Raw genomic sequence first — 26,355 nt, 5'->3', positions numbered from 1 at the left:
GCCTCTGGCGAGGCCATCCAACATTTTACTTCGCTGCCGTTTTATTCACGATCGGCACAATTTTTATTTCGATTAAGCCCACTCCCAGCCGTCGGACCGGTGAAATCAGGTACGAGCCCAGCACGCTGCCTTCGCGCGTCAGTTCCGGTGCCGGTGGGACTATATTCAATAACCGCGTGTACATATCACCGGTAAAGTGCAGCGTTACCTTTGTCGGATCCTTACCAAAACGAGCATATTGCGTTTGATCGCCAATTTTTACCGCCACCGGCGCATTGATATTTTTGCCAAACGCTTTGGCTTCGATTTCAAGATTGAACTCGCGGGGGAAAGGCGCGTTGTACAGCAGCAGCACAGACGGCGCCATCAATGCGTCAGACCAGCGTCCCCAGGACTCCTGTCGACTTAAACCCATCATATTTTCGATAAAGTTAGGGGTCCCTTCCAGGCCAAACTTGAATGAATCTGACGCATAGCGAATATTCGTGGGATGAATTTTTAACTGCGACTGTTCCCACCGGTAACGTGCGGTATCCGTCGCGGTATTATCATTCAGGACGTTACCTTCATAGTGATTTCCGCTCACTTTTTCCACGGTCACTTTACCGCCCATTTTCCCCTGGGTGAGGCACCAGTCCTGTGAAAGCGCGAATTCGTTACGCCAGATGTTGCCGGGGCGGAAACATTTATCCACCCAGATAAACTGCTCCCCTTCGGTTAACGTCGACAAAGACTGTCTGAGAGACATCACCCTGCTGCCATCGTCCGTCATCGGCAACACCTGGTGGGGTTTAATATTGATGAGCAACGGCAGACCATAGCTATGGTCGTCGAAGGTAAACGTGTTCTTTTCTGCGTTAATAACGAACCGATCAATATGGTCGGGCACCCCCCACAGGTTTCGAATGCTATCTCCCCATGCATAGAGCTTATTTCTAAAGTCTGGAACGCTCTCAGACAGGGATTTTTCACTCAGTGAGCTGCGCCCCAGGCCAATCGCTTTTTCTCCGCCCAGCAGCTCCAGCACCGTCGCGCCATTGTCCAGGGTCGTTCTGGGTTGCGTTTTTATCGCGGGCTTGATGGTGTCGCCCAGGATAAAAAAGAGATTCCGCCGTTCCATCTTATTAAGATAATCAATGGAAACCGCGGTACTCGCCATCGCCAGATGATCGGAAGAGAGAACAATAATGGTATTTTTTGCCCACGGGGAGGCCTGGATTTTTTGCACAAACCGCGCAATATCCTCCTGACTACACAATACCGCGCTCAACGCGTCGGCTTTTTGCCCGTCGATTTGATAGCTATTCTTTTTACAGCCCGGTGAAATAAACCCTTTTGGTGGATGGGTATCGACGGTCAGGGTAAAGAGCGCGAAGCGTTGTCCTGCTGCAGAAAGCTCGCTGAATTTTTGCCAGGCGTTATCCAGAACCACATTGTCATACAGCCCCCAATTATTTTGGACGTCAAAATTGTCCTTCATGCCGGACTCGTTTAACCCCCAGACATGCTTGATGCCATGCACGCGGAAAAAGGCATCTTTGTCGGCGAAGTGGGTATTCGCGCCCTGGAAAAACCAGGTTTCATAACCCGACTTTGTCAGAATATCGCCCAGGCAAACGCTGTCCGGGTAGAAGGTATTCCCGGCATTTTCTCCGCTAAATGCAGTCGGTTTAAACAACGGCAGGCCACACTGCGACGCAACGAGCCCGGCGATGGTAAAGTCGGTCGCGGGCATCTGTTCCGTGTTTGAAAAGTCGAGGCTCATCGCCCGTTGTTTATTCAGATCGGGCAGCAGGTCCGGGAAGACTTTCTCATCAAAATAGGTTCTTTCAAGACTCTCTCCATATATATAAACCAGATTGTATTGCGGTTTTTCGATGTTCTTAATCTTATTCACGTAATACTGGCTAAAGTCGGATCCATCCACCTTTTTATTGAGAAGCGTACTTCCACTCACCTGATATAACGTGGGCGACAACACCACTGCCATCGACCCGGTGATACAGGCCAATACCGTAAACAGTTTATTTCTTCTTCCGCCAGGCAATGCCTTACATAAAAAAAGATAAAGAGCGGCATTAAGAACAACGCAGGTGATAATTGCAAAAAGGGATGGCAAAATGTAATCACTGATTTCAGCCCCTTCAAGAGAGTCCGTCAGAGTGTAGAGCACGGCCTGACTGACGCCATCGCCCGTAAAGTGGTGACAGACGAGCCAAAACCCGTTCATGACTACCGCACAAATCGTTAATATAAAAATAACCGCTGTGATGTATTTGTTTCTGATGGCTTTATAACGATAAATAAACGTTGTACCGATCAGACATAACGCTGACAGAGTCAATAAATTAAGAGATTCCATTCTTTCGCTCAATAACAGAAGGGCTGGCCAGAGGGATGCCAGTATCAGGATAAGATTATATCCTCTCTTGTCTATTCACCCCATAAATTCCGGGGATTTTAGGAATCTATTAAGGGTAAAATTCCCATTCATGATGCTTTACATTTCACTCAACGCCGGCAGGGACATATGCTTACAGTGTGGGTAAGATAATGTCACATACGCCCGCAGTCAGGTTTCTGCCATAATCAGGGCACAACATGGACATTGGACAGTGCAGCCAAGATGAAATTACTTATTGTTGAAGACGACGTGCTGTTACAGGAAGGTCTTGCGCTTGCAATGGCCAATGAAGGGTTCGCGCTTGATTGTGCCAGCACCGCCGCCGAAGCGGATGCGTTAATTCAAAGCGGCGAATACAGCCTGGTGATCCTCGACCTGGGTCTGCCTGATAAAGATGGGGCAACGTTGCTCACGCAGTGGCGTCGTCGTGGCCTGTCCAACCCAGTGCTGATCCTGACCGCTCGAGACGCGCTGGCAGACAGAATTAATGGGCTGGATTCGGGTGCCGACGATTACCTGGTCAAGCCTTTTGCGCTCGCTGAACTGCAGGCGCGCGTACGGGCGCTTATTCGCCGCCATCACGGCCACAGCGACAATATCCTCACTGACGGTGACCTCACGCTGAATTTGCACACGCAGCAGGTGCTGTGCCGTCAGCAGCCTGTTGAGGTCACCCCGAAAGAGTTCGCCTTGCTGACGCGCCTGATTATGCGCACCGGCCAGACGGTGCATCGGGAAACCCTGCAGCAGGACATCTACTCCTGGCAGGACGATCCTGGCTCAAACACGCTTGAAGTCCATATCCATAATCTGCGGCGTAAGCTCGGTAAAGACAGGATCAAAACCGTACGTGGCGTTGGCTATCGCCTGGAGAACCAGAAATGAACAGTATGCGTCGGCGATTAATGGTGTTGCTGGCGGTTATTTTGCTTTTTTTCCAGCTGGTCAGCGTTATCTGGCTCTGGCATGAAAGCCGCGAGCAAATCAGTTTTCTGGTGAACGAAACGCTCTCCGCTAAATCGCGAAATCAGCATGTTGAAAAAGAGATCCGGGAGGCTATCGCCTCGCTGCTGGTACCTTCCCTGGTGATGGTGGGCTTTACCCTGCTGTTTTCATTCTGGGCGGTAACCTGGATAACCCGTCCCCTCAGCAGGCTGCGCGAAAGCCTGGCCAATCGCTCCGCAGATAATCTTTCGCCGCTTCCCATGTATTCAGATATGGAAGAGATTGGCGCCGTGACGACCTCGCTTAACCAGCTGCTTGCCCGGCTTGACCATACCATCCAGCAGGAGCGATTGTTCACTGCCGACGCCGCACACGAGCTGCGAACGCCCCTGGCGGGTATTCGGCTTCATCTGGAATTAATGTCGCAGTCAGGCACGCCACAGGCAGCCACGTTGATTACGCGTATCGATCAATTAATGCATACGGTAGAGCAGCTTTTAATGCTGGCCCGAGCGGGACAAGCGATGGCGAGCGGTCATTACGATACCGTGAGCTGGACGGATCAAATCATTGCGCCACTCTCTCTGGAAGAAGAGACGAAAGATCACACCGTCATCTGGCCACAGGAGAGCAATCTGACCGTTCAGGGCGACCCGGTATTACTGCGTCTGATGCTGCGTAATCTTCTGGAAAATGCTGCGCGCTACAGCCCCCCGGGGACCACGATCACCGTCACCTTAAGCGAACGGGAGGACGGGACACAAATGAGCGTAGCGGATCAGGGTTCAGGCATAGATGAAGCGCACAGACAGTCGATTACCGAACCTTTCCGCCGTCTTGACCAGCGCTACGGCGGCAGCGGGCTGGGGTTAAGTATTGTTCAGCGCATCCTGCAGCTGCATCGGGGTTGTCTGACGCTTGAGAATGGTCCGGACGGCGGTTTAATTGCGCGCTGCTGGCTTCCGTCGACATTACGATAAAAAAAACCCCCTTCAGGAGGGGGTTTCATCAGAGTGTTAGTGCTTGTAGATGAATTCGACACCTTCTTCGTCGTCTTCGTCCCAGTCCTCATCCCACTCTTCATCGTCTTCAACTTCCTGCTCTTCGAGCTGCTGGCGATGGTAGTCATCCCACATGAACTCGACTTTCTCAGGCTGCTTGACGTCTTCTGCCTGCACGATTGGGTTCTCAATGATGAAGTTCATCACATCCCAGCACAGGTCTTTCACGCCAATCTGGCTTGCCGCCGAGATCAGGTAGTATTTATCTTCCCAGCCCATCGCGTCGGCAATCGCTTTCGCTTTTGCTTCTGCTTCGCTCTTGTCCATCAGGTCGATCTTGTTGAACACCAGCCAGCGCGGCTTGCCAGCGAGTTTTTCGCTGTATTTTTCCAGTTCGCCAATGATAATGCGGGCGTTATCAACGGGATCCGATTCATCGATTGGATTGATATCGATAATGTGCAGCAACACACGGCAACGCTCAAGGTGCTTCAGGAAGCGAATACCCAGACCCGCCCCTTCAGCCGCGCCTTCAATAAGCCCGGGAATATCCGCAACAACAAAGCTCTTCTCGTGATCCATACGGACAACGCCAAGGCTCGGTACCAGCGTGGTAAACGGATAATCGGCAACTTTCGGTTTAGCGGCTGAGACGGCGCGAATAAACGTGGATTTACCGGCATTTGGCATACCCAGCATACCGACATCGGCCAGCAGCATCAGCTCCAGTTGCAGGTCGCGCGTATCACCCGGCGTACCCATCGTTTTCTGACGCGGGGCGCGGTTCACAGACGATTTGAAGCGGCTGTTACCTAAACCGTGCCAGCCCCCTTTCGCCACCATCAGGCGCTGACCATGTTTGGTCATATCACCCATGGTCTCACCGGTACCCTGGTCGATAACACGCGTTCCGACAGGCACTTTGATGATCACGTCTTTGCCGCGTTTACCGGTACAGTCACGGCTCTGGCCATTTTGACCACGTTCAGCGCGGAAAGATTTCTCAAAACGATAGTCGATCAGCGTGTTGAGGTTTTCGTCTGCCTCTAACCACACGTCTCCACCGTCTCCACCGTCGCCACCGTCAGGGCCGCCACGAGGAATATATTTTTCACGGCGGAAGCTTACGCAACCATTACCGCCATCACCTGCAACAACCAGGATCGTTGCTTCATCAACAAACTTCATTTTACTCTCCGTAACTCATTCGCCTGAGCGGGGGACTTCTACTACGACCGCGTCATTTTTGCGCCAACGTCCCCAAAGACGATGGCCAATAGCGGAATACATCGCACCCGCAACCACGACAAACGCACCGAGATAGCCTAAAAGGTTTAACATCGGTTTGACGAAGAAATCGGGCCAGGCCATTGATAACAAATCTGAAAATAACAACGTAAACAGCGGAGTCAGCGTAATTAACGCGCTCACCTGCGCTGCCTGCCAGCGCGCCATCGCTTCGGCTAGCGCGCCATAACCGACCAGCGTGTTAAGCCCACAAAAAATCAGGCACGCCAGTTGCCAGTCGCTAAGCTGAGTAATCACACCCGGCTTTGCTAACGGCAATAGTGCAATAGTACATAAAGTGTACAGCAAAAAAAGGATCTGCGGTGAGGCCAGGCGGCGCAATAAAACCTTTTGTGCCACACCGTAACTGACCCAGACGGTTGCTGCCCCGACGCCAAAGATCACACCCCAGGTGTAATCCGTCAGTCGGGTAAATATCTCTATCAAACTGGTGTTAAAAAACATCACCAGGCCACACAGCAGCATACTCGCCCCGACAATCTGCGTGCCTCGCATCTTTTCCTTCAGGATAAAGACGCTGGCGACCATCATGCCGACCGGTGAAAGCTGACCAATCACCTGCGATGCCGTGGGACTCAAATACTGCAGAGAAGAGCTGAACAGAATGAAGTTACCGAACAGCCCTCCCGTCGCGATAGCCAGAAGCACCAGCCAGCGCGGTTTGCGGAAAATCCGCAGAGGAGGCAATTTGCCTTTTATGGCCAGAATCGCCCCAAGGCCGATGCTTGCCATCAGGAAGCGGTAAAACACCACCGTCGGCGGCTCCATCACTTCCAGAACCTGCTTCATTGCAATGGGCAATGCCCCCCAGCAAATCGCTGTTGTCAGCGCCAGGAGAATACCAATGCCAGCCTGCTGCTTCATGCCCGTTTTCCCTGCAGAAAATTTTCCGGACTTCTAATGTAAAAAGCCCCGCAACACGTTGCGGGGCTTTAATCCGTTACCGGACCACGGAAACCTTACTCAGCAACGATGCTGATGTATTTACGGTTGTTCGGGCCTTTAACTTCAAATTTCACTTTACCGTCTGCTTTAGCAAACAGAGTGTGGTCACGACCGCAACCTACGTTGTTGCCCGCGTGGAATTTAGTACCACGTTGACGAACGATGATGCTACCCGCCAGAACAGTTTCGCCACCGAAACGCTTAACGCCAAGGCGTTTAGCTTCTGAATCGCGACCGTTACGTGTGGAGCCGCCAGCCTTTTTATGTGCCATTTAAATCTCTCCTCAGGTCTTAGGCGCTGATGCCAGTAATTTTCACATCAGTGAACCACTGACGGTGGCCCTGCTGCTTACGGTAGTGCTTACGACGACGAAACTTAACGATTTTAACTTTCTCGCCACGACCGTGTGCAACAACTTCAGCTTTGATAACGCCGCCATCAACGAAAGGAACGCCGATTTTGACTTCTTCACCGTTTGCGATCATCAGAACTTCAGCGAACTCAACAGCTTCGCCAGTTGCGATGTCCAGCTTTTCCAGGCGAACGGTCTGACCTTCGCTTACTCGGTGTTGTTTACCACCACTTTGGAAAACCGCGTACATATAGAACTCCGCTTCCGCGCACATCTTCGTATGATTCAGAGTGCGCTATAAATATTCACAATAGGGCGCGAATATTACGCAAAACGCGAGCCTTTGACAAGTGCTACAGTCAATACATGAAGAAAAAAAACACAACACGTACGGTAACGTTTATCTACGCCGTTTTTTCAGTACAATCAGCAATACTATTGATAAACCAAAACCCTTCGTTAGCCCATTTGATATGTGGTAAACAGAACAAAGAAGCCCGGCATTTGCGATGAATTTAGAAAAAATCAACGAGTTAACCGCGCAAGACATGGCGGGTGTGAATGCAGCAATCCTGGAACAACTCAACTCAGACGTTCAGTTGATCAATCAGTTAGGCTATTACATTGTCAGCGGCGGGGGTAAACGCATCCGTCCGATGATTGCAATTCTGGCTGCACGTGCTGTCGGCTATGAGGGAAATGCTCACATCACTATTGCTGCGCTGATCGAATTTATCCACACCGCCACGCTTCTGCATGACGACGTTGTGGATGAATCTGACATGCGCCGCGGCAAAGCAACCGCAAACGCGGCCTTTGGCAATGCTGCAAGCGTTCTGGTCGGTGATTTCATCTATACCCGTGCTTTCCAGATGATGACCAGCCTGGGCTCGCTGAAGGTGCTGGAAGTGATGTCTGAAGCCGTTAACGTCATTGCAGAAGGCGAAGTGCTTCAGCTGATGAACGTCAACGATCCGGACATCACCGAAGAAAACTACATGCGCGTCATCTACAGCAAAACGGCGCGCCTTTTCGAAGCGGCGGCGCAGTGTTCTGGTCTTCTCGCAGGGTGTAGCGAAGCGCAGGAGCGTGGGCTGCAGGATTATGGCCGCTATCTCGGCACCGCCTTCCAGCTGATTGATGATTTGCTGGATTACAGTGCAGATGGCGAAACCCTGGGTAAAAACGTCGGCGACGATCTTAACGAAGGTAAACCTACGCTGCCGCTGTTACACGCGATGCGTCACGGTACGCCGGAACAAGCGCAGATGATTCGTGAAGCCATCGAACAAGGAAACGGCCGGCACCTTCTGGAACCGGTGCTGGAAACCATGGCGCTCTGCGGTTCTCTTGAATGGACGCGCCAGCGTGCAGAAGAAGAAGCGGATAAAGCGATTGCCGCTATTCAGGTCATCCCCGACAGCCCATGGCGTGATGCCCTGATCGGGCTTGCCCACATCGCCGTTCAGCGCGATTTCTAAGTGTGTACTCACTCCCTGCGGTTCTCGCAGGGAGAATTCCAGCACGTTCCAGTTACACTGCTATTCCTGTTAAAACAGCCAGTTACAGCCCGCCTGTATAAAGTCTGGTCCTATTCTGAATATGGTCGCCAGTAATGCGAACTTTTAAAAACAACCGTTCGAAATCGGTATAGTAACCCTCGTCAATTCAGCAGAAATGACGTGGACGCACCTGACCAAAAGGACCGTATGATGGATAAGAAATTTATCGACTGGCACTCAGCCGATATCATTGCCGCACTGCGTAAAAAAGGAACGTCGCTGGCAGCAGAATCGCGCCGCAATGGGTTAAGTTCATCAACACTCGCGAATGCGCTGACCCGCCCGTGGCCGAAAGGAGAATTGATCATCGCGAAAGCGCTGGACACTCAACCCTGGGTGATTTGGCCATCACGCTATCATGACCCTCTGACGCACGAGTTCATCGACAGAACGCGGATGATGCGTAAACGCTGAGCACTGCCGGGGCCCGGCCCCGGTAGCTCGTCTGCCTTAACGCTCGGTGAAACTTCTCTCGATGGTGGTCTGCAACGGGCTTAACAAGTAATCAATCACCCGCCGCGATCCCGTTTTTATCTCCGCCGTAATGTTCATACCTGCATTTAAGGGAATATCCGTTCCTTTTGTCAAAAACGATATTTTTTCCTCCACCAGACACGAGTCCAGCCCTTTAAACCGGCGATACAATCTGCATGACCTGTCATTCCGTCTCGTCGATAGAAAATGTCGGCTGATGCACGACACTAAAATTATCAAAATCGTAGAAACGGCGAGCTATAGCGATTCAACAGCCCAGGTGCATCTGTTGATCAACGCGATGGCTTCTTTTGGGGAGAACGACGAAGGCGTGGGAATGACGGGTAACGCGCTGCCTGTGGAATATAGCTACCACAGCCTGACTCTACCGCAATAAAAAAAAGCTCCCGCCATGGCGGGAGCTTTTCTCTCTACAGAATCACTTATTCTGCTTTTACGCGCTCGATATTTGCACCCAGCGCACGCAGTTTATCTTCGATACGCTCGTAGCCGCGATCGATATGATAGATACGGTCAACCACCGTTGTGCCTTCGGCAATACAGCCTGCCAGCACCAGGCTCGCAGAGGCACGCAGATCCGTTGCCATCACCTGCGCACCAGACAGCTGCTCAACGCCGTGACAAATCACGGTATTGCTTTCAATCTCTGCATGCGCGCCCATACGGATCAGTTCCGGCACGTGCATAAAGCGGTTTTCAAAGATGGTTTCAGTGATGAAGCCCGTGCCTTCTGCCACCAGGTTCAGCAGGGTGAACTGCGCCTGCATATCCGTTGGGAACGCAGGATGTGGCGCGGTACGGACGTTAACCGCCTTAGGACGGTTGCCGTGCATATCCAGGCTAATCCAGTCTTCACCAACTTCAATATCCGCGCCTGCATCACGCAGCTTGGCTAAAACCGCATCCAGCGTATCTGGCTGTGCATTGCGGCAGGTGATTTTGCCACCTGAAATAGCAGCAGCCACCAGGAAGGTGCCGGTTTCGATACGGTCTGGCAGGACGCGATAAACGCCGCCACCCAGACGTTCTACGCCTTCAATGGTAATACGGTCGGTGCCCTGGCCGGTGATTTTCGCGCCCAGCGCAACAAGGAAATTGGCGGTATCAACGATCTCAGGCTCACGCGCCGCGTTCTCGATGATAGTGGTGCCTTCTGCCAGCGTTGCCGCAGACATAATGGTCACGGTCGCGCCGACGCTCACTTTATCCATGACAATGTGCGCGCCTTTCAGACGGCCATTCACAGAGGCTTTAACGTAGCCCTCTTCAAGCTTGATCTCAGCGCCCAGCTTCTCAAGGCCAAAGATATGCAGATCCACCGGACGTGCGCCGATTGCACAGCCGCCCGGCAGAGAAACCTGACCCTGGCCAAAACGCGCCACCAGCGGACCTAACGCCCAGATAGAGGCACGCATGGTTTTCACCAGATCGTACGGTGCAGAGAAGTTATTGACGTTGCTGGCATCGATCCATACGGAACCATTGCGCTCGACTTTGGTGCCCAACTGGGTGAGCAGCTTCATGGTCGTGTCGATATCTTTCAGTTTTGGAACGTTTTGAATCTCTACCGGCTCTTCCGCAAGCAGTGCGGCAAAGAGGATGGGCAGCGCGGCGTTTTTGGCGCCGGAAATTGTCACTTCGCCCTGGAGACGCGTTGGCCCCTGTACACGAAATTTATCCATGAATAATGCTCTCTTATCAATTCAACCGTGCCGCGGGCAATATCCCCCGGCTCAAAAACCGTTTAGTTTGCGATCGCGTTCCCACTCTTGCGGGGTAAACGCCTTAATCGACAGGGCATGGATGCGGTTGTCCGCAATGTATTCCATCAGAGGCGCGTAAACAGCCTGTTGTTTCTTCACACGGCTCATGCCGTCGAACATCTCACCCACAGCAATAACCTGGAAGTGGCTGCCATCGCCAGAGACGTGGACGTCCTGAAGAGAGAGTGCATTCATCAGCACTGACTGGATTTCATTATTTTCCATGGGTTCTACATCATCTTTTAGTGAAAACAAGCTCAACATCTTAGAGCAAAGTGCGGCAGTCTTAAACAAGCAAAAAGCCCCGACATGTAAACAGTCGGGGCTTTCAGAATGTTACGTTGAGAATAAATTAACGCGGCAGGACGTCGGCGGGCAAATTGTACAGTTGAGCCAGGGTCAGCACATTATCGCTGACGCCCGCTAACACCACGTTTTGCCCACGTTTTTTGCCACAGGCAACCAGGTGAACCAACAACGCCACGCCGGCTGTATCCACACGAGACACACCGCTTAAATCGATTACGGTGGCGCCGCGCATTGCCTCTTCACGCGCGTCCCATAAAGGGTTAAGCACGTCCTGATCCAGCTCGCCGGTCAGCAGGAGCCTGTCACCTTCACGCGCCCAGCTCAGTTGCTGCGTCATTACTTTTTCTCGTCCAGCGTGATTTTCTGGCTGGAGATGGATTTCAACTGAGCCGTCAGGCCATCAATGCCTTTCGTGCGCAGCAGATCGCTCCACTCGTTTTGCTTGGTCGTGATCATGCTCACGCCTTCGGCGATCATGTCATACGCCTGCCAGTTGCCCGTTTGGGAATTTTTGCGCCACTGGAAGTCCAGGCGTACCGGCGGACGACCGTTTGGATCGATGATGGTGACACGAATCGGCAGAATCGTCGCATCGCCCAGCGGCTGCTCAGGCGCGATTTGGTAGGTCTGGCCGTGATACATCGCCAGAGCCTGGCCGTAAGCCTGTTTCAGGTATTCACGGAAGGCCGCAAAATAGGCTTCACGCTGCGCAGGCGTTGCATCTTTGTAGTAACGTCCCAGCACTAACGCGCCAGCATACTTAATCTGCACATACGGCAGCAGCTCCTGATCGACCACATCACGCAGATAATCGGGATTTGAACGAATTTTCGGTTGTTCATTTTTGAGACGGTCGAACGTTTTCTTCGCCGCTTCATTCATCTGTTTATACGGATTGCTTTGATCCGCGGCATGGGCCACGGTCAGTGGAGCAATTATCAGCATGGCAACCATAAATAATCGTTTAAACATAAATCAATTCTCCTGAGATCAATGCGTTGCGCCAGGGGCTGGCGCGGCGTCAGTGGAGCCTTCGCTCGGTGCTGGCGAAGCGTCGGATTTGTTATCATCACCCCCTTTACTGTTGTAAAGGAACTGACCAATCATATCTTCCAGCACCATAGCTGACTTCGTGTCCTGAATAACGCCACCGTCTTTAAGGATAGACGTTCCCAGCTCGGGATCTTCAAAGCCGACATTTAAAGCAAGATATTGCTCGCCAAGCAGACCGGAAGTACGAATAGAAAGCGAGCTGGTATCAGGGATATGGTTATAACGCTCTTCGACGTCCATCTCGACACGAGGCAGATAGGTTTTATCGTCCAGAGTAATGTCCGCCACACGACCAATCACTACGCCGCCAATACGCACGGGCGAGCCGGCCTTCAAGCCACCGATGTTATCGAAGGTGGCCGAGATGCGGTAAGTGGGTTCAGTCCGAATAGAGGTGATGTCAGCCGCTCTCAGGCAGATAAACAGCGCGGCAAGCATCGCCAGAAGCAGAAATACACCAACCCAAATTTCACTTTTTCTCGTTTGCATGACCTTAATTCCCAAACATCAGTGCGGTGAGCACAAAATCCAGACCCAGTACGGCCAGCGACGAATGAACGACAGTGCGCGTGGTCGCGCGGCTGATCCCTTCAGAGGTCGGTATCGCGTCATATCCATTGAACAACGCGATCCATGTAACCGTAAACGCAAATACCACGCTCTTAATCAAACAGTTCACCAGATCCATACGCAGATCAACGGCAGACTGCATCGCGGACCAGAAGAACCCCGCGTCAATACCTTTCCACTGCACGCCGACCAGAGAACCGCCCCAGATACCGACCGCCACGAAGAGGATAGTCAGCAGCGGGAGCGAAATCACGCCAGCCCAGAATCGAGGGGAGATCACCCGGCGCAGGGGATCGACGGCCATCATTTCCATACTGGAAAGCTGTTCCGTCGCCCGCATCAGGCCGATTTCAGCCGTTAAGGCCGATCCCGCGCGTCCGGCAAACAGCAGCGCCGCGACAACCGGCCCGAGTTCACGCAGTAATGAGAGTGCGACCAACATGCCCAGACTGGTTTCCGCACTGTAAGTGGTCAGTACCAGATAGCCCTGCAACCCGAGGACCATACCGATAAACAGGCCAGACACAATGACGATCAGCATCGACAGCACGCCAACATTATACAGTTGACGCACCAGCAGCGGTGAATGCTTGCGGAATTCCGGCTTGCCAACCAGCGCATTGAATAACATCAACCCGGCACGCCCGAACGTCCTGATGGTTTTTATGCCACGGTGTCCAAGAGCGGCCAACGCATTTAACAGCATGAGTGGCTTAACTCCCTATTCCCAATAAATCGTGATGATAATCAACGGCGGGATAACGGAACGGAACAGGCCCGTCCGCAATGCCGTCGAGGAACTGCCGTACCCGCGGATCGCTATTGTTTTGTAACGCCTGTGCCCCACCGTGGGCGACGATTTTTTTATCGGCCACGATATAGGCGTAATCAGCAATGCTCAGCACCTCAGGAACATCGTGCGAGACCACGATACAGGTGACGCCCAGCGCGCTGTTAAGCTCGGAGATGAGCTTCACCAGCACGCCCATCGTAATAGGATCTTGTCCGACAAAGGGTTCGTCGAACATGATTAAATCAGGTTCCAGCGCAATGGCGCGCGCCAGCGCCGCACGACGAGCCATACCGCCTGACAGCTCGGAGGGCATTAATTTTGCTGCCCCGCGTAGCCCCACGGCTTCCAGTTTCATCATGACGGTGCTTTTCAGCAATTCAGGAGGCAGGCGCGTATGCTCGCGCAAAGGATAGGCTACGTTATCGAAAACGTTCATATCCGTGAAAAGGGCACCGGACTGAAACAGCATGCTCATCCGCTTACGCACGGTATAAAGGCGCGTGCGGGTCATCGCCGGAATATTTTCGCCGTCGAAAAGGATTTCACCGTTGTCCGGCGCAATTTGTCCGCCGATCAGACGCAGCAGCGTGGTTTTGCCGATCCCAGACGGCCCCATAATCGCGGTAATTTTGCCGCGCGGCACCGTCAACGTAATATTGTCAAATATCAATCGGTTGCTACGTGAGAAGCTGATGTCACGAACATCGACTAAATTCGCCGCATTGTGGCTCATCTATCCTTCCTTTCAATCGCCTACAGATTAAGCATGGCGTGTAATTCAGCCTTGAACCCAGCATTTTTACAGAATATTGCCTGCACGGGTTAGCGAAAGCTGGCATTTGTTTTACTTTTCCGGCGCATAAAGTCAAAATTAGGAATTCGTTACGTCTACAGACTGTATACCGCGCCTGAGATCGCCTCTCAGTGGACCCGCGAGTATACCTGAAGAAAGGACTTTTGATGCTTTTAGCGACAGCACTGTTAATAATTGGTTTACTTTTGGTGGTCTACAGTGCTGACCGTCTGGTGTTCGCGGCCTCGATTCTCTGTCGATTATTCGGCATGCCGCCGTTAATCATCGGCATGACCGTTGTCAGCGTCGGAACTTCGCTTCCAGAAATTATCGTCTCCGCTACCGCCTCCCTTCATGGGCAAGTTGACCTTGCGATCGGTACCGCGATTGGCTCGAACATTGTTAACATTTTATTGATTCTTGGCCTTGCCGCGCTGCTGCATCCATTTCGCGTACATTCCGATGTTCTGCGTCGCGAATTGCCGCTAATGTTAATTGTTAGTCTACTTGCCGGCTATGTGCTTTATGATGGGCAATTAACGTTTGATGACGGGCTGTTATTACTGGCCCTGGCCGTGATTTGGCTGCTGTATATCGTCAAAATCGCCCGGCTGGCTGAAAAACAGGGCAATGACAGCCTGACGCGTGAGCAGGTTGCCGAGCTACCGCGTGAGGGCACCCTACCTGTCGCATTACTGTGGCTGGGGGTGGCGCTGATTATTATGCCGATGGCGACCCGAATGGTGATGGATAATGCCACGGTTCTGGCGAACTATTTTGCCATGAGTGAGTTAACGATTGGCCTCACCGTCATTGCGATTGGTACCAGCCTGCCGGAGCTGGCGACAGCCATCGCGGGGGCACGCAAAGGCGAAGATGATATCGCTATTGGCAATATCATTGGTTCGAACATTTTTAACATTGCCATCGTATTGGGCTTACCCGCGCTGATTGCGCCTGGGGCATTTAACCCTCTGGCCTTCTCGCGCGATTATGGCGTGATGCTGTTGGTGAGCGTCATTTTTGCCCTGCTCTGTTGGCGGCGCAAACAGCAGATTGGTAAAGGAGCAGGCGCACTGCTTGTAGGTGGGTTTATCGTATGGATGGCGATGCTTTACTGGCTGTCGCCTCTTCTCACTGGGTAACGGAAACGCATTATGTCTCAACAAGAGTTGCAGCCGGGTTTTGACTTTCAGAAAGCAGGCAAGGACGTTCTGGAGATTGAACGTGAAGGTCTGGCGCAGTTAGATCAATATATCAATCAGGACTTTACGCTGGCCTGTGAGAAAATATTCCATTGCTCCGGCAAAGTCGTGGTGATGGGAATGGGCAAGTCAGGCCACATAGGCCGTAAAATGGCCGCGACGTTCGCCAGCACCGGCACCTCTTCTTTCTTTGTGCATCCCGGTGAAGCCGCACACGGCGATTTGGGGATGGTGACGCCGCAGGACGTGGTGATTGCCCTCTCCAACTCCGGCGAATCCAATGAGATCCTGGCCCTGATTCCGGTGCTGAAACGGCTGCACGTTCCGCTTATCTGTATGACCAGCCGCCCAGAAAGCAGCATGGCGCGAGCAGCAGATGTCCATCTGTGCGTCAAAGTGCCAAAAGAAGCCTGCCCGCTGGGCCTGGCTCCGACGTCCAGCACCACGGCCGCGCTGGTGATGGGCGATGCCCTCGCGGTTGCCCTGCTGGAAGCGCGTGGTTTTACGCCAGAGGATTTTGCACTCTCCCATCCTGGCGGAGCGCTGGGACGCAAGCTGTTGCTTCGCGTTAACGATATTATGCACACGGGTGATGAGATCCCCCACGTCCGTAAAGACGCTTCGCTGCGCGATGCGTTGCTGGAAATCACCCGCAAAAATCTCGGTATGACCGTGATATGTGATGACACGATGAAGATCGAAGGCATCTTTACCGATGGCGACCTGCGTCGTGTCTTTGATATGGGAATTGACGTCCGTTCCCTCGGTATTATTGATGTCATGACCGAAGGCGGAATTCGTGTTCGTCCCGGTACACTGGCTGTGGATGTGCTGAACCTGATGCAATCCCGCCATATCACCTCCGTTATGGTTGCCGATGGCGACCAGTTGCAGGGTGTGGTACATATGCATGATCTTCTGCGCGCAGGCGTAGTGTAATGAAGGAAAAGACAATGAGTAATGCGGGTGCATCCCTTGCAACCTGTTATGGCCCGGTGAGTCAGCAGATGCTGTCCCAGGCCGAGAAAATTCGCCTGCTGATCCTCGATGTGGATGGCGTCCTTTCCGATGGCCTGATTTACATGGGTAACAACGGTGAAGAGCTGAAAGCCTTTAACGTTCGTGATGGCTACGGAATTCGCTGTGCCCTTACCTCCGGAATTGAAGTTGCTATTATCACCGGGCGAAAGGCTAAACTGGTAGAAGATCGCTGCGAAACGCTGGGCATTACCCATCTGTATCAGGGGCAGTCCGACAAAATGGTCGCGTTTAAAGATTTGCTGGCGAAGCTGGCTATTGATCCGCAAAATGTGGCCTATGTCGGGGACGACCTGATTGACTGGCCCGTAATGGCAGAAGTGGGATTAAGCGTAGCGGTGGCGGATGCGCATCCTTTGTTGATCCCGCGCGCTGATTATGTCACCCGAATCAACGGCGGTCGTGGCGCAGTACGTGAAGTGTGCGATTTATTATTGCTGGCGCAAGGCAAGCTTGATGAGGCCAAAGGGCAATCGATATGAGTAAAACCAGACGTTGGATTACCCTTCTGCTTGTGTTAGTCGCACTGATTCTGATTGGCGTGAATATTGCCGATAACGAAGAAACGCAGACGGATGTGGTCAACACCAGTGACCCTACCTATAAAAGCGATCACAGCGATACGGTGGTATACAGCCCTGAAGGGGCTTTAAACTATCGCCTGATTGCCCAGCATGTTGAACATTTTTCGGAAGAAGGCGTGTCGTGGTTTACCCAACCGGTGATGACGACATTTGACACCAACAAAGTGCCAACGTGGTCGATCAAATCAGATCGGGCTAAATTGACGAATGACCGTATGCTTTATCTGTATGGCCATGTCGAAGTCAACGCCCTGACCGCAGACTCCCAGTTACGCAAAATTACGACGGACAATGCACAGATAAACCTGGTCACCCAGGACGTCACCTCGCAGGATCTGGTGACATTGTACGGTACAACATTTAATTCCAGCGGTATGAGAATGCGCGGGAACTTACGCAGCAAAAACGCCGAGCTGATTGAAAAGGTTAGAACCTCCTATGAAATTCAAAACAAACAAACTCAGCCTTAACTTTATCATCGCCAGTGCGCTGTTGGCTGCCAGTCTTCCCGCTCTCGCGGTTACCGGTGACACCGAACAGCCCATCCATATCGAATCCGACACGCAGTCGCTTGATATGCAAGGCAATGTGGTGACCTTTACGGGCAACGTTGTGATGACCCAGGGCACCATCAAAATTAATGCCGATAAGGTTGTAGTGACCCGCCCTGGTGGTGAACAGGGCAAAGAGATCATTGATGGCTACGGCAATCCTGCCACGTTCTACCAGATGCAGGATAATGGTAAACCGGTCAAAGGCCGTGCTTCCCATATGCACTATGAGCTGGAAAAAGATCTGGTGATCCTGACCGGCAACGCGTTCCTGGAGCAGCTTGATAGCAATATCACCGGCGACAAGATCACGTATCTGGTGAAAGAACAAAAAATGCAGGCCTACAGCGAGAAAGGCCGTCGCGTGACAACCGTTCTGGTACCGTCTCAGCTGCAGGATAAGAGCAAAGAGCAGGCCCCAGCACAGAAGAAGAGTAACTAATCCGTTATGGCAACATTAACTGCAAAAAATCTCGCAAAAGCCTACAAGGGCCGTCGCGTCGTTGAAGATGTCAGTCTGACCGTTAACTCTGGCGAGATTGTGGGCCTGTTAGGGCCAAACGGTGCAGGTAAAACAACCACCTTTTACATGGTCGTCGGCATTGTGTCTCGCGATGCGGGCAATATCATCATTGATGACGACGATATCAGCCTGCTGCCGCTGCATGCCCGCGCGCGTCGCGGCATTGGTTATTTGCCGCAGGAAGCCTCGATTTTCCGCCGCTTAACGGTCTTCGATAACCTGATGGCGGTTCTGCAAATCCGTGACGATCTGACCGCAGAACAGCGTACCGATCGGGCGAACGAGCTGATGGAAGAGTTCCACATCGAACATCTGCGCGACAGTATGGGTCAGGCGCTGTCCGGTGGTGAACGTCGTCGCGTAGAAATTGCCCGCGCACTGGCAGCGAATCCCAAATTTATTTTGTTAGATGAACCTTTTGCGGGCGTTGACCCCATTTCCGTTATCGACATCAAGCGCATTATCGAGCATTTGCGCGACAGCGGCCTCGGTGTGCTGATTACTGACCATAACGTGCGTGAAACACTGGCCGTGTGTGAACGCGCTTATATCGTCAGCCAGGGCCATCTGATTGCCCATGGCACCCCGCTGGAAATTCTCCAGGATGAACATGTGAAGCGCGTGTACCTTGGGGAAGACTTCAGACTCTGATAGGGTAGAGGTTACGTCACGCTAATGCGGAGAAAAACGCCCTGAACATGAAGCAAGGTTTGCAATTAAGGCTGAGCCAGCAGTTGGCGATGACGCCTCAGTTACAACAGGCGATTCGTCTGTTGCAACTGTCCACGTTAGAACTCCAGCAGGAACTCCAGCAGGCCCTGGACAGCAATCCGTTGCTGGAGCAAACCGATCTTCATGACGAAGTTGAAACCCAGGAAAAGCAAGACACCGAAACGCTCGATACGGCAGATGCCCTTGAGCAACATGAGATGCCGGACGAACTGCCGCTGGATGCAAGCTGGGATGAAATTTATACCGCTGGCACCCCCTCAGGCACGCGCGCCGACTATCAGGATGACGAGCTGCCGGTTTACCAGGGCGAAACCACCCAGTCCTTACAGGATTACCTGATGTGGCAGGTGGGGCTGACGCCGTTTACTGAAACCGACCGTGCGATTGCCACCTCCATTGTCGATGCCGTTGATGACACGGGCTATTTGACCGTCACCCTTGACGAAATACTGGAAAGTATTGGCAATAGCGACATTGAGATGGAAGAGATAGAAGCGGTGCTTAAGCGCGTCCAGCGCTTTGATCCCATCGGCGTTGCCGCCAAAGATCTGCGCGACTGCTTGCTCATTCAGCTCTCTCAGTTTGCGAAAGAGTCGCCCAGAATTAACGAAGCCCGGCTTATCATCAGCGAACACCTCGATCTGCTGGCGAACCATGATTTCCGCACCCTGATGCGCGTCACGCGGTTAAAAGAAGAGGTGCTGAAGGAAGCGGTAGATCTGATTCAGTCGCTTGATCCCCGCCCCGGCCAGTCAATCCAGACCGGTGAACCGGAATACGTGATCCCGGATGTGCTGGTGCGAAAACATAACGGTCACTGGACCGTAGAATTAAACTCTGACAGCATCCCCCGTCTGCAAATCAATCAGCAATACGCCTCCCTGTGCACCAGCGTGCGCAACGACTCCGATAATCAATATATTCGCAGCAATCTTCAGGAAGCGCGTTGGTTGATCAAAAGTCTGGAGAGTCGAAATGATACGCTGCTCCGCGTCAGCCGCTGTATTGTTGAACAACAGCAGGCGTTCTTTGAGCAGGGCGAAGAGTTTATGAAACCGATGGTGCTGGCGGATATCGCTCAGGCCGTCGAGATGCATGAATCGACCATTTCGCGTGTGACGACGCAGAAGTATCTGCACAGCCCACGCGGTATTTTTGAGCTTAAGTATTTCTTCTCCAGCCATGTGAATACCGAAGGCGGCGGCGAAGCCTCGTCGACGGCTATTCGCGCACTGGTGAAGAAGTTGATCGCCGCGGAAAACCCCGCGAAGCCACTGAGTGACAGTAAGTTAACCACCATGCTGTCCGATCAGGGTATCATGGTGGCGCGCCGTACTGTTGCAAAGTATCGAGAGTCTTTATCCATTCCGCCGTCTAACCAGCGTAAACAACTGGTCTGACTCAACCGATAAGGAAGACACTATGCAGCTCAACATCACTGGACAAAACGTCGAAATTACTGAGGCTTTACGCGACTTCTTAAACACGAAGTTTGCGAAACTTGAGCAGTATTTCGAAAGAATTAATCAGGTCTACATTGTGTTGAAAGTGGAGAAAGTGACTCACATCTCGGATGCAACCCTCCATGTTAACGGGGGGGAACTTCATGCCAGTGCGGAAGGGCAAGACATGTACGCGGCTATCGACGGCTTGATTGACAAGCTTGCGCGACAGCTTAATAAACATAAAGATAAACTGAAACAACACTAATTGTCCGGGCAGTTAACGGGTGCAGGACGGCCTGTTGTTAAGCACAACAGGCCTTTGTACAGTTAGCGCTTAGGTGAAATTATGATGAACAACGATTCCGCTCTTCAATTGAGCAATGTCCTGAACCAGGAATGTACCCGCAGTGCCGTTCACTGCCAGAGTAAAAAACGTGCGCTGGAAATTATCAGCGAACTGGCGGCAAAACAGTTAGGTCTGCCGCCTCAGGTGGTGTTTGAAGCCATTCTGACACGTGAAAAAATGGGCAGTACCGGGATCGGTAACGGTATCGCTATCCCACACGGTAAGCTGGAAGAAGATACCCTGCGTGCCGTAGGCGTGTTCGTGCAGCTGGAAACACCGATTGCATTTGATGCTATCGACAACCAGCCTGTCGACCTGCTCTTTGCTCTGCTGGTACCAGCCGATCAGACAAAAACGCATTTGCATACGCTCTCGCTGGTGGCAAAGCGTCTGGCGGATAAAACCATCTGTCGACGTCTGCGCGCGGCCCAGAGCGATGAGGAGCTGTATCACATCATCACGGAAACAGAAGGCAATCAGGATGATGCGTAATCAGGAGATGGCCTTCCTATCTGTTGTCCTGAGGAGAAACGGAACATGGTGCTGATGATCGTCAGCGGTCGTTCTGGGTCGGGGAAATCCGTGGCCCTGCGTGCGCTGGAAGATATGGGATTTTACTGCGTGGATAACCTGCCGGTTGTCCTGTTGCCCGATCTGGCCCGGACGCTGGCGGACAGACAAATCTCTGCTGCCGTCAGTATCGATGTGCGTAACATGCCGGAATCCCCGGAAATTTTTGAACAGGCAATGAGCAGCCTGCCCGAGAACTTCTCGCCGCAGCTGCTGTTCCTGGACGCAGACCGCAATACCCTCATTCGCCGTTACAGCGATACCCGTCGATTGCATCCCCTCTCCAGTAAAAATCTGTCGCTGGAGAGCGCCATTGACGAAGAGAGCGATCTGCTCGAGCCTTTACGTTCCCGCGCCGATCTGATTGTGGATACCTCGGAAATGTCCGTCCACGAACTGGCGGAGATGCTGCGTACGCGCCTGCTGGGCAAACGTGAGCGTGAGCTGACCATGGTGTTCGAATCCTTCGGGTTCAAACACGGCATTCCTATTGATGCCGATTATGTTTTCGACGTCCGTTTCCTGCCAAACCCGCACTGGGATCCAAAACTCCGCCCAATGACCGGTCTGGACAAGCCCGTGGCGGCGTTCCTTGACAGGCACACAGAAGTACACAATTTTATTTACCAGACGCGTAGCTACCTTGAGCTATGGTTACCTATGCTCGAGACAAACAATCGCAGCTATCTGACCGTAGCGATCGGCTGTACAGGCGGTAAACATCGCTCGGTGTATATTGCCGAGCAGTTGGCCGATTACTTCCGTTCACGCGGCAAAAACGTTCAGTCACGTCATCGCACGCTGGAAAAACGTAAAACATGACCGTAAAACACACCGTTGAAATCACCAACAAGCTGGGCATGCATGCACGCCCGGCAATGAAGCTGTTTGAACTGATGCAGGGGTTTGATGCAGAAGTGCTGCTGCGCAACGATGAAGGCACCGAAGCAGAAGCCAACAGCGTCATTGCGCTGTTGATGCTTGATTCTGCTAAGGGCCGTCAGATAGAAGTGGAAGCGACCGGTCCCCAGGAAGAAGAGGCACTGGCCGCGGTGGTGGCGCTGTTCAACGCCGGGTTTGATGAAGACTAGTTCTTACATCAGCTGATTTCTCGCCATAAAGCCTTCGCCACCCAGCTGTCGCATCTGCCGCAGGATCCATGCCTGACGGCTGCGAACATAGCCTGACGGCGCATTGGCTTTGAAGCGAATGGGATTGGGCAATACCGCAGCTAATAAAGCGGCTTCGGACATCGTCAGTCGGCTGGCGGGTTTATTAAAGTACCGCTGAGCCGCCGCTTCTACCCCGAATACCCCTTCACCGAATTCCGCGATATTTAAATACACCGTCAGAATGCGTTTCTTACTCCAGACGGTCTCTATACCCACCGTCAGCCCTGCCTCTAACCCTTTACGCAACCAGCTACGTCCGTCCCATAAAAACAGGTTTTTCGCCGTCTGCTGCGAAAGCGTTGACGCCCCGCGTACCCGTGTTTCATTTCGCTCGTTATGCGCCAGCGCTTTCTCAATCGCCGCAACGTCAAAGCCCCAGTGCTCCGGGAATTTTTGGTCTTCTGCGGCGATCACCGCCAGCCCCATCCACGGAGAAATCGCATCCATGCTCGTCCAGTCAGAGTGCGCCACGTAGCTGAAATTGCCGGTCAGCCATGCGCCAAGCTGGCGTTCAACCATGACCGCTGAAAACGGCACAGGCAATACGCTGAAGAGCGCAATACCGCCGCCCCAAAGGACGACGAAAAACAGCACCAGGCGAAGCAAAACACGCTTTACCCAGGCGAGCGGAGAACGTCGTTTGCTCACTGGGCGAGTACCAGCACGCGTTCCACCAGCTTATCAATGCCGGTGGCGGCTTCCGCGATATCCTGTGCCAGCATGTAGGCCGGCGTGGTCACGATTTTATTGTCCTCATCCACCACAATATCGTCGACCGGACACGGCACATGTTCGCCGCCCATCTCTTCAATCAGTTCTGCCGTATCGATATCCGTACCGATGGTCAGGCGCAGCGGAAAATCAAAAATCTTCGGCAACATGGCAGGGGCTATACACATAAAGCCGAGTGGTTTTCCCGCTTCGTGAAGCTGAAGGGCAAGATTTTTTAAGGCGCTGTCGACCTGGCAGTCGCTGCCAGAGCGGGCAAAGCTGCTGAGATTTTTGGCGGCGCCAAAACCGCCCGGCACGATCAGCGCATCCAGATCTTCCGCTACGGCCTGAGACAAGGGCTGCACTTTTCCACGCGCAAGGCGTGCGGCTTCGACCAGCACGTTGCGGGTTTCCGCCATAAGTTCACCCGTCAGATGGTTGATCACATCGGACTGGCTTTTATCCGGCGCAAAACAGACGGCTTCAGCGCCCTGTCGGGCTAACGCGAGCAGCGTCAGCACCGTTTCGTGAATCTCTGCACCGTCGTAAACGCCGCATCCGCTGAGGACTACACCCACCTTTTTCATTCTGTTGCTCCTTCATTGCACCCGACTGCTACCTATTAATCATTCTGATTAAAAGGGTATGCTTCACACATTTCACTGATTCATGTAACAAATCATTTAAGATTTGCTATCTTATCTGCGTGCGGCCCTCATTTTAAGGCTGTGTCTTCATGCGAAAACAACACAAAAATCAGGCACAGCTACGATTTCCCTGGTGTTGGCGCAGTATTCGCGCACCCCGGTTTATCCGGGGTCATTTTTTTCTGGCAGCCACCCACGCCTTCAGAACAGCAACATCGTTCTGCCATTCCTGTTTCATCTCTTCAACCCATTCACCAACGTTATCTGACCACGCCGGTAAATCAGGCGATTGAATCTGCTGACCCAGTTGTTGAAGATGACGCAGGCCGATAGAACCCGCAGCCCCTTTAATCTTGTGCCCCTCTTCAACAATCCCTTTCTGGTCGCGGGCCGTAAGGTTAGATTCCAGCACGCTTAAGTAGCCCGGCATCATTTTTTCAAATACGGCCAGACCGTCGGTAATGAGTTTCGGTCCCACTAAATCGATGTACTGCTCAAGCATAGCGGTATCGAGAATCGACTGTGCTTTTTCGCTTTCTGCTGGCGTCATGGTGCTCTCCTCATCGTCAGTTGTATCCCAGAACTTCTTGATCATGGCGGTCAGGGCAGGCACCGCCAGCGGCTTGCTGAGCACATCGTCCATGCCCGCGTCGAGGTACTCTTGTTTATCTTTCAGGACGTTAGCCGTGAGCGCCACCAGCGGCGGCAGTTCGTCAGCACTGTAGAGGCGCGTTAGCTCGCGCGAGATATCCAGCCCGGTCATGTCCGGCAACTGAATATCCAGCAGCACAAGGTCGTATTCATTCGGCTTAAACATCTCAAGCGCGGCTTTCCCGGTCATCGCCACATCCACGCTATTACCCAGTTTTTCCAGCACCGAGCGCGCGACGATCACGTTCAGTTCAATGTCTTCCACCAGAAGAACATGCAGCGCTGGCAGCGGCATATCGTCATTTTCAAAGGTGTCCTCCACCTCTTCAGCCACCGCGGGCGCATGCACCGTCAGGGTAAAGATCGAGCCTCTGCCCTGCTGGCTGTCCACGGTGATATCACCGCCCATGCTTTTCGCCAGACGGCGCGAGACCGCCAGACCAATCCCCGTTCCCGTGGCCGGTTTACCGCCGTTGCTGTCTTTCACCTGGTAATACATGGCAAAGATCTTATCCTGCTCTTCCTGCGGGATGCCAATGCCGGAATCTTCGACCTCAAAGTGCAGAATATCGCCTTCGTCGTAACGAATACGCACCACCACCTGGCCATCCTGGGTAAATTTAACGGCGTTGCTAATGAGATTCCACAGGATCTGACGCAGTCGCGTTCCGTCAGTAATGACCTTATGCGGCAGCGGCAAGGTCGGCTCCATGACAAAACGCAGCCCCTTCTGCTGCGCCTGCAGACCGGAGAGGTTTTCCAGGTCAGCCAGGAAGCCGGTGAAGTCCACCGGCTGGTTATCCAGCTGGACTTTACGTCGTTCCATTTTATCCATGTCGATAATATCGTTGAAGATATTACCCAGCGTCACCGCCGAGACGTGGATGGTTTTAAGGTATTTTTCCTGCTCGTGAGTTAAATCGGTATCCAGCAAAATGCGGCTAAGCCCAACAATGCCGTTAAGCGGCGTACGCAGCTCATGGCTGATGGTGGAAATAAAGGTGGTCTTATCGCGGCTGGCGCGCTCCAGAGCATCCTGATAGCGTTTACGTTCCGTAATATCACGGCCAAACCCCATCAGCCCGTGGCGTTTCCCCACGCGGTCGTAATACGGCACTTTCCGGATTTCAAAGCAGGCCTTGCGTCCGTCCGGGTAGTCCAGCCACTGTTCGTAGGTCAGCGAGACGTTATGGCGGAACACTTTTTCATCCGTCTCCATGACCTTCGCCGCGGCTTCTGCGGAGTAAACCTGCTGGGGTTTCAGATTCACCAGCTGTTTTTCGCTTTTGCCGGTTAACAGCTCCATCGCCCGGTTACAGCCCGAAAACTCTTTGTCTTCATTACGGTAGAAAACCAGGTCGGGCGAGGCGTCCAGGAAAGAGCGCAGGAACGAGGACTGCTGTTCAAGCTGAATCTGCGTCACCTCACGCTCTTTCATCTCAATTTTCAGCTGCTCCAGCGTGGCCTGACGTTCGGCCTCGGCTTTTTCACGATCCGAGATCTCCTGATTCAGCTGGGCGATGTTGTCTTTCAACTGTACGTTGAGTTTGAGGTCACGCTCGCGCATCTCCTCGAGCTTCACCACCAGGCGAGACAAACGCTGACGTGACTCCTCCAGTTGTTCAACCACCACCGACAGAAAATAGACCGCCCATGGGGTAATCAGCAGACCAAAAAAGATCGAGCGAATCACGTCGATGCTTTCAACCTGACCATGCAACACCATGGTGACAGCCATTTGCACGACAATCGCTAATACCACCAGCGCCAGCGCCAGCAACAGGGAGAAACGGACCAGGCCGAGCTTCATCATCAGATCGACATAGTACTGCGCCAGCATTCGAATTTGCTTCATAGGGGATCCCTTCACGACTTCATCGCTCAAT

General features: G+C 52.7%; 31 protein-coding genes. 16 read left to right on the top strand and 15 right to left on the bottom strand.

Annotated features, from left to right (window positions below):
• Positions 1-25: 25 nt before the first annotated feature.
• Entirely contained in the window at positions 26-2,362 is a 2,337-nt protein-coding gene (gene opgB / locus LZP96_RS12240; protein WP_064327576.1) for a phosphatidylglycerol--membrane-oligosaccharide glycerophosphotransferase, read from the bottom strand.
• 264 nt (positions 2,363-2,626) lie between these two features.
• Between opgB and pmrA the strand changes: the two genes are divergently transcribed.
• On the top strand, positions 2,627-3,289 hold the full coding sequence (gene pmrA / locus LZP96_RS12235; RefSeq protein ID WP_064327577.1) for a two-component system response regulator PmrA: 663 nt from the start codon (positions 2,627-2,629) through the stop codon (positions 3,287-3,289).
• Positions 3,286-4,329, top strand: a complete 1,044-nt coding sequence (gene pmrB, locus LZP96_RS12230; RefSeq protein ID WP_064327578.1) for a two-component system sensor histidine kinase PmrB — start codon at positions 3,286-3,288, stop codon at positions 4,327-4,329. The genes pmrA and pmrB overlap by 4 nt, the downstream gene beginning before the upstream one ends.
• Positions 4,330-4,365: 36 nt before the next feature.
• Here the strand turns inward: pmrB and cgtA are convergent, their stop codons facing one another.
• The 4 genes from cgtA to rplU all read right to left on the bottom strand — a co-directional run bounded on the left by cgtA (position 4,366) and on the right by rplU (position 7,206).
• A complete protein-coding gene (cgtA, locus tag LZP96_RS12225; protein WP_064327579.1) occupies positions 4,366-5,538 on the bottom strand; it encodes an Obg family GTPase CgtA in 1,173 nt (390 codons plus the stop codon).
• Between the two features lie 15 nt (positions 5,539-5,553).
• Positions 5,554-6,522: a DMT family transporter gene (locus LZP96_RS12220; RefSeq protein ID WP_064327580.1), complete on the bottom strand. Its 969-nt coding sequence runs from the start codon at positions 6,520-6,522 to the stop codon at positions 5,554-5,556.
• A gap of 95 nt (positions 6,523-6,617) precedes the next feature.
• Positions 6,618-6,875 carry a 50S ribosomal protein L27 gene (rpmA, locus tag LZP96_RS12215; protein ID WP_007673187.1) on the bottom strand — a complete coding sequence of 86 codons (258 nt, stop codon included), beginning with the start codon at positions 6,873-6,875 and terminating at the stop codon, positions 6,618-6,620.
• Between the two features lie 19 nt (positions 6,876-6,894).
• The gene (gene rplU, locus LZP96_RS12210) at positions 6,895-7,206 is read right to left on the bottom strand and encodes a 50S ribosomal protein L21 (RefSeq protein WP_015960603.1); all 312 of its coding nucleotides are present in this window, start codon (positions 7,204-7,206) and stop codon (positions 6,895-6,897) included.
• A 259-nt stretch (positions 7,207-7,465) separates the two neighbouring features.
• On the opposite strand from rplU, the gene ispB reads away from it, so the two are divergent.
• From ispB to LZP96_RS12195, 3 genes are all read left to right on the top strand, one after another.
• Positions 7,466-8,437, top strand: coding sequence for an octaprenyl diphosphate synthase (gene ispB, locus LZP96_RS12205; protein WP_064327581.1), 972 nt, complete (start codon positions 7,466-7,468; stop codon positions 8,435-8,437).
• A 231-nt stretch (positions 8,438-8,668) separates the two neighbouring features.
• Positions 8,669-8,932 carry a DNA-binding transcriptional regulator SfsB gene (gene sfsB / locus LZP96_RS12200; RefSeq protein WP_064327582.1) on the top strand — a complete coding sequence of 88 codons (264 nt, stop codon included), beginning with the start codon at positions 8,669-8,671 and terminating at the stop codon, positions 8,930-8,932.
• A 277-nt stretch (positions 8,933-9,209) separates the two neighbouring features.
• Complete coding sequence (locus LZP96_RS12195; RefSeq protein ID WP_064327583.1) at positions 9,210-9,389, top strand: hypothetical protein; 180 nt, start codon at positions 9,210-9,212, stop codon at positions 9,387-9,389.
• 46 nt (positions 9,390-9,435) lie between these two features.
• On the opposite strand, the gene murA is transcribed toward LZP96_RS12195, so the two are convergent.
• The 7 genes from murA to mlaF all read right to left on the bottom strand — a co-directional run bounded on the left by murA (position 9,436) and on the right by mlaF (position 14,234).
• Positions 9,436-10,695, bottom strand: coding sequence for a UDP-N-acetylglucosamine 1-carboxyvinyltransferase (gene murA / locus LZP96_RS12190; RefSeq protein ID WP_064327584.1), 1,260 nt, complete (start codon positions 10,693-10,695; stop codon positions 9,436-9,438).
• Between the two features lie 51 nt (positions 10,696-10,746).
• The gene (ibaG, locus tag LZP96_RS12185; RefSeq protein ID WP_064327585.1) at positions 10,747-11,001 is read right to left on the bottom strand and encodes a BolA family iron metabolism protein IbaG; all 255 of its coding nucleotides are present in this window, start codon (positions 10,999-11,001) and stop codon (positions 10,747-10,749) included.
• Positions 11,002-11,128: 127 nt separating this feature from the next.
• Positions 11,129-11,422 carry a lipid asymmetry maintenance protein MlaB gene (gene mlaB / locus LZP96_RS12180; RefSeq protein WP_064327586.1) on the bottom strand — a complete coding sequence of 98 codons (294 nt, stop codon included), beginning with the start codon at positions 11,420-11,422 and terminating at the stop codon, positions 11,129-11,131.
• Entirely contained in the window at positions 11,422-12,057 is a 636-nt protein-coding gene (gene mlaC, locus LZP96_RS12175; protein ID WP_064327587.1) for a phospholipid-binding protein MlaC, read from the bottom strand. The genes mlaB and mlaC overlap by 1 nt, the downstream gene beginning before the upstream one ends.
• A gap of 18 nt (positions 12,058-12,075) precedes the next feature.
• On the bottom strand, positions 12,076-12,627 hold the full coding sequence (gene mlaD / locus LZP96_RS12170; RefSeq protein WP_064327588.1) for an outer membrane lipid asymmetry maintenance protein MlaD: 552 nt from the start codon (positions 12,625-12,627) through the stop codon (positions 12,076-12,078).
• 4 nt (positions 12,628-12,631) lie between these two features.
• A complete protein-coding gene (mlaE, locus tag LZP96_RS12165; RefSeq protein ID WP_064327589.1) occupies positions 12,632-13,414 on the bottom strand; it encodes a lipid asymmetry maintenance ABC transporter permease subunit MlaE in 783 nt (260 codons plus the stop codon).
• A gap of 7 nt (positions 13,415-13,421) precedes the next feature.
• Complete coding sequence (gene mlaF, locus LZP96_RS12160; RefSeq protein ID WP_064327590.1) at positions 13,422-14,234, bottom strand: phospholipid ABC transporter ATP-binding protein MlaF; 813 nt, start codon at positions 14,232-14,234, stop codon at positions 13,422-13,424.
• Positions 14,235-14,461: 227 nt separating this feature from the next.
• Between mlaF and LZP96_RS12155 the strand changes: the two genes are divergently transcribed.
• The 11 genes from LZP96_RS12155 to npr all read left to right on the top strand — a co-directional run bounded on the left by LZP96_RS12155 (position 14,462) and on the right by npr (position 22,379).
• On the top strand, positions 14,462-15,439 hold the full coding sequence (locus LZP96_RS12155) for a calcium/sodium antiporter (RefSeq protein ID WP_064327591.1): 978 nt from the start codon (positions 14,462-14,464) through the stop codon (positions 15,437-15,439).
• Positions 15,440-15,451: 12 nt separating this feature from the next.
• A complete protein-coding gene (kdsD, locus tag LZP96_RS12150; RefSeq protein WP_064327592.1) occupies positions 15,452-16,438 on the top strand; it encodes an arabinose-5-phosphate isomerase KdsD in 987 nt (328 codons plus the stop codon).
• A gap of 14 nt (positions 16,439-16,452) precedes the next feature.
• A complete protein-coding gene (kdsC, locus tag LZP96_RS12145; RefSeq protein ID WP_064327593.1) occupies positions 16,453-17,019 on the top strand; it encodes a 3-deoxy-manno-octulosonate-8-phosphatase KdsC in 567 nt (188 codons plus the stop codon).
• Entirely contained in the window at positions 17,016-17,591 is a 576-nt protein-coding gene (lptC, locus tag LZP96_RS12140; protein WP_064327594.1) for an LPS export ABC transporter periplasmic protein LptC, read from the top strand. The genes kdsC and lptC overlap by 4 nt, the downstream gene beginning before the upstream one ends.
• On the top strand, positions 17,560-18,114 hold the full coding sequence (gene lptA / locus LZP96_RS12135) for a lipopolysaccharide ABC transporter substrate-binding protein LptA (protein ID WP_064327595.1): 555 nt from the start codon (positions 17,560-17,562) through the stop codon (positions 18,112-18,114). Before lptC ends, lptA begins: the two co-directional genes overlap by 32 nt.
• Positions 18,115-18,120: 6 nt before the next feature.
• Positions 18,121-18,846, top strand: a complete 726-nt coding sequence (gene lptB, locus LZP96_RS12130) for an LPS export ABC transporter ATP-binding protein (protein ID WP_064327596.1) — start codon at positions 18,121-18,123, stop codon at positions 18,844-18,846.
• 47 nt (positions 18,847-18,893) lie between these two features.
• Positions 18,894-20,327: an RNA polymerase factor sigma-54 gene (gene rpoN, locus LZP96_RS12125; RefSeq protein WP_064327597.1), complete on the top strand. Its 1,434-nt coding sequence runs from the start codon at positions 18,894-18,896 to the stop codon at positions 20,325-20,327.
• 22 nt (positions 20,328-20,349) lie between these two features.
• Complete coding sequence (hpf, locus tag LZP96_RS12120; RefSeq protein ID WP_006178790.1) at positions 20,350-20,637, top strand: ribosome hibernation promoting factor; 288 nt, start codon at positions 20,350-20,352, stop codon at positions 20,635-20,637.
• Positions 20,638-20,718: 81 nt separating this feature from the next.
• Complete coding sequence (gene ptsN, locus LZP96_RS12115) at positions 20,719-21,210, top strand: PTS IIA-like nitrogen regulatory protein PtsN (protein ID WP_064327598.1); 492 nt, start codon at positions 20,719-20,721, stop codon at positions 21,208-21,210.
• A 45-nt stretch (positions 21,211-21,255) separates the two neighbouring features.
• Entirely contained in the window at positions 21,256-22,110 is an 855-nt protein-coding gene (gene rapZ, locus LZP96_RS12110; RefSeq protein WP_064327599.1) for an RNase adapter RapZ, read from the top strand.
• Positions 22,107-22,379: a PTS phosphocarrier protein NPr gene (gene npr, locus LZP96_RS12105; protein WP_064327600.1), complete on the top strand. Its 273-nt coding sequence runs from the start codon at positions 22,107-22,109 to the stop codon at positions 22,377-22,379. The genes rapZ and npr overlap by 4 nt, the downstream gene beginning before the upstream one ends.
• Positions 22,380-22,382: 3 nt before the next feature.
• On the opposite strand, the gene mtgA is transcribed toward npr, so the two are convergent.
• From mtgA to arcB, 3 genes are all read right to left on the bottom strand, one after another.
• Positions 22,383-23,108, bottom strand: coding sequence for a monofunctional biosynthetic peptidoglycan transglycosylase (mtgA, locus tag LZP96_RS12100; RefSeq protein WP_064327601.1), 726 nt, complete (start codon positions 23,106-23,108; stop codon positions 22,383-22,385).
• Positions 23,105-23,758, bottom strand: coding sequence for an isoprenoid biosynthesis glyoxalase ElbB (gene elbB, locus LZP96_RS12095; protein WP_064327602.1), 654 nt, complete (start codon positions 23,756-23,758; stop codon positions 23,105-23,107). The genes mtgA and elbB overlap by 4 nt, the downstream gene beginning before the upstream one ends.
• 232 nt (positions 23,759-23,990) lie before the next feature.
• Positions 23,991-26,324 (bottom strand): aerobic respiration two-component sensor histidine kinase ArcB, encoded by a 2,334-nt coding sequence (gene arcB, locus LZP96_RS12090; RefSeq protein ID WP_064327603.1) that lies wholly within the window; start codon positions 26,322-26,324, stop codon positions 23,991-23,993.
• Positions 26,325-26,355 lie beyond the last annotated feature (31 nt).

Source organism: Huaxiibacter chinensis (assembly GCF_022171985.1).
Taxonomy (GTDB): domain Bacteria; phylum Pseudomonadota; class Gammaproteobacteria; order Enterobacterales; family Enterobacteriaceae; genus Enterobacter; species Enterobacter chinensis_A.
Note: the sequence above shows the minus strand (reverse complement) of the source record. Positions and strands in the feature narration are given on the sequence as shown.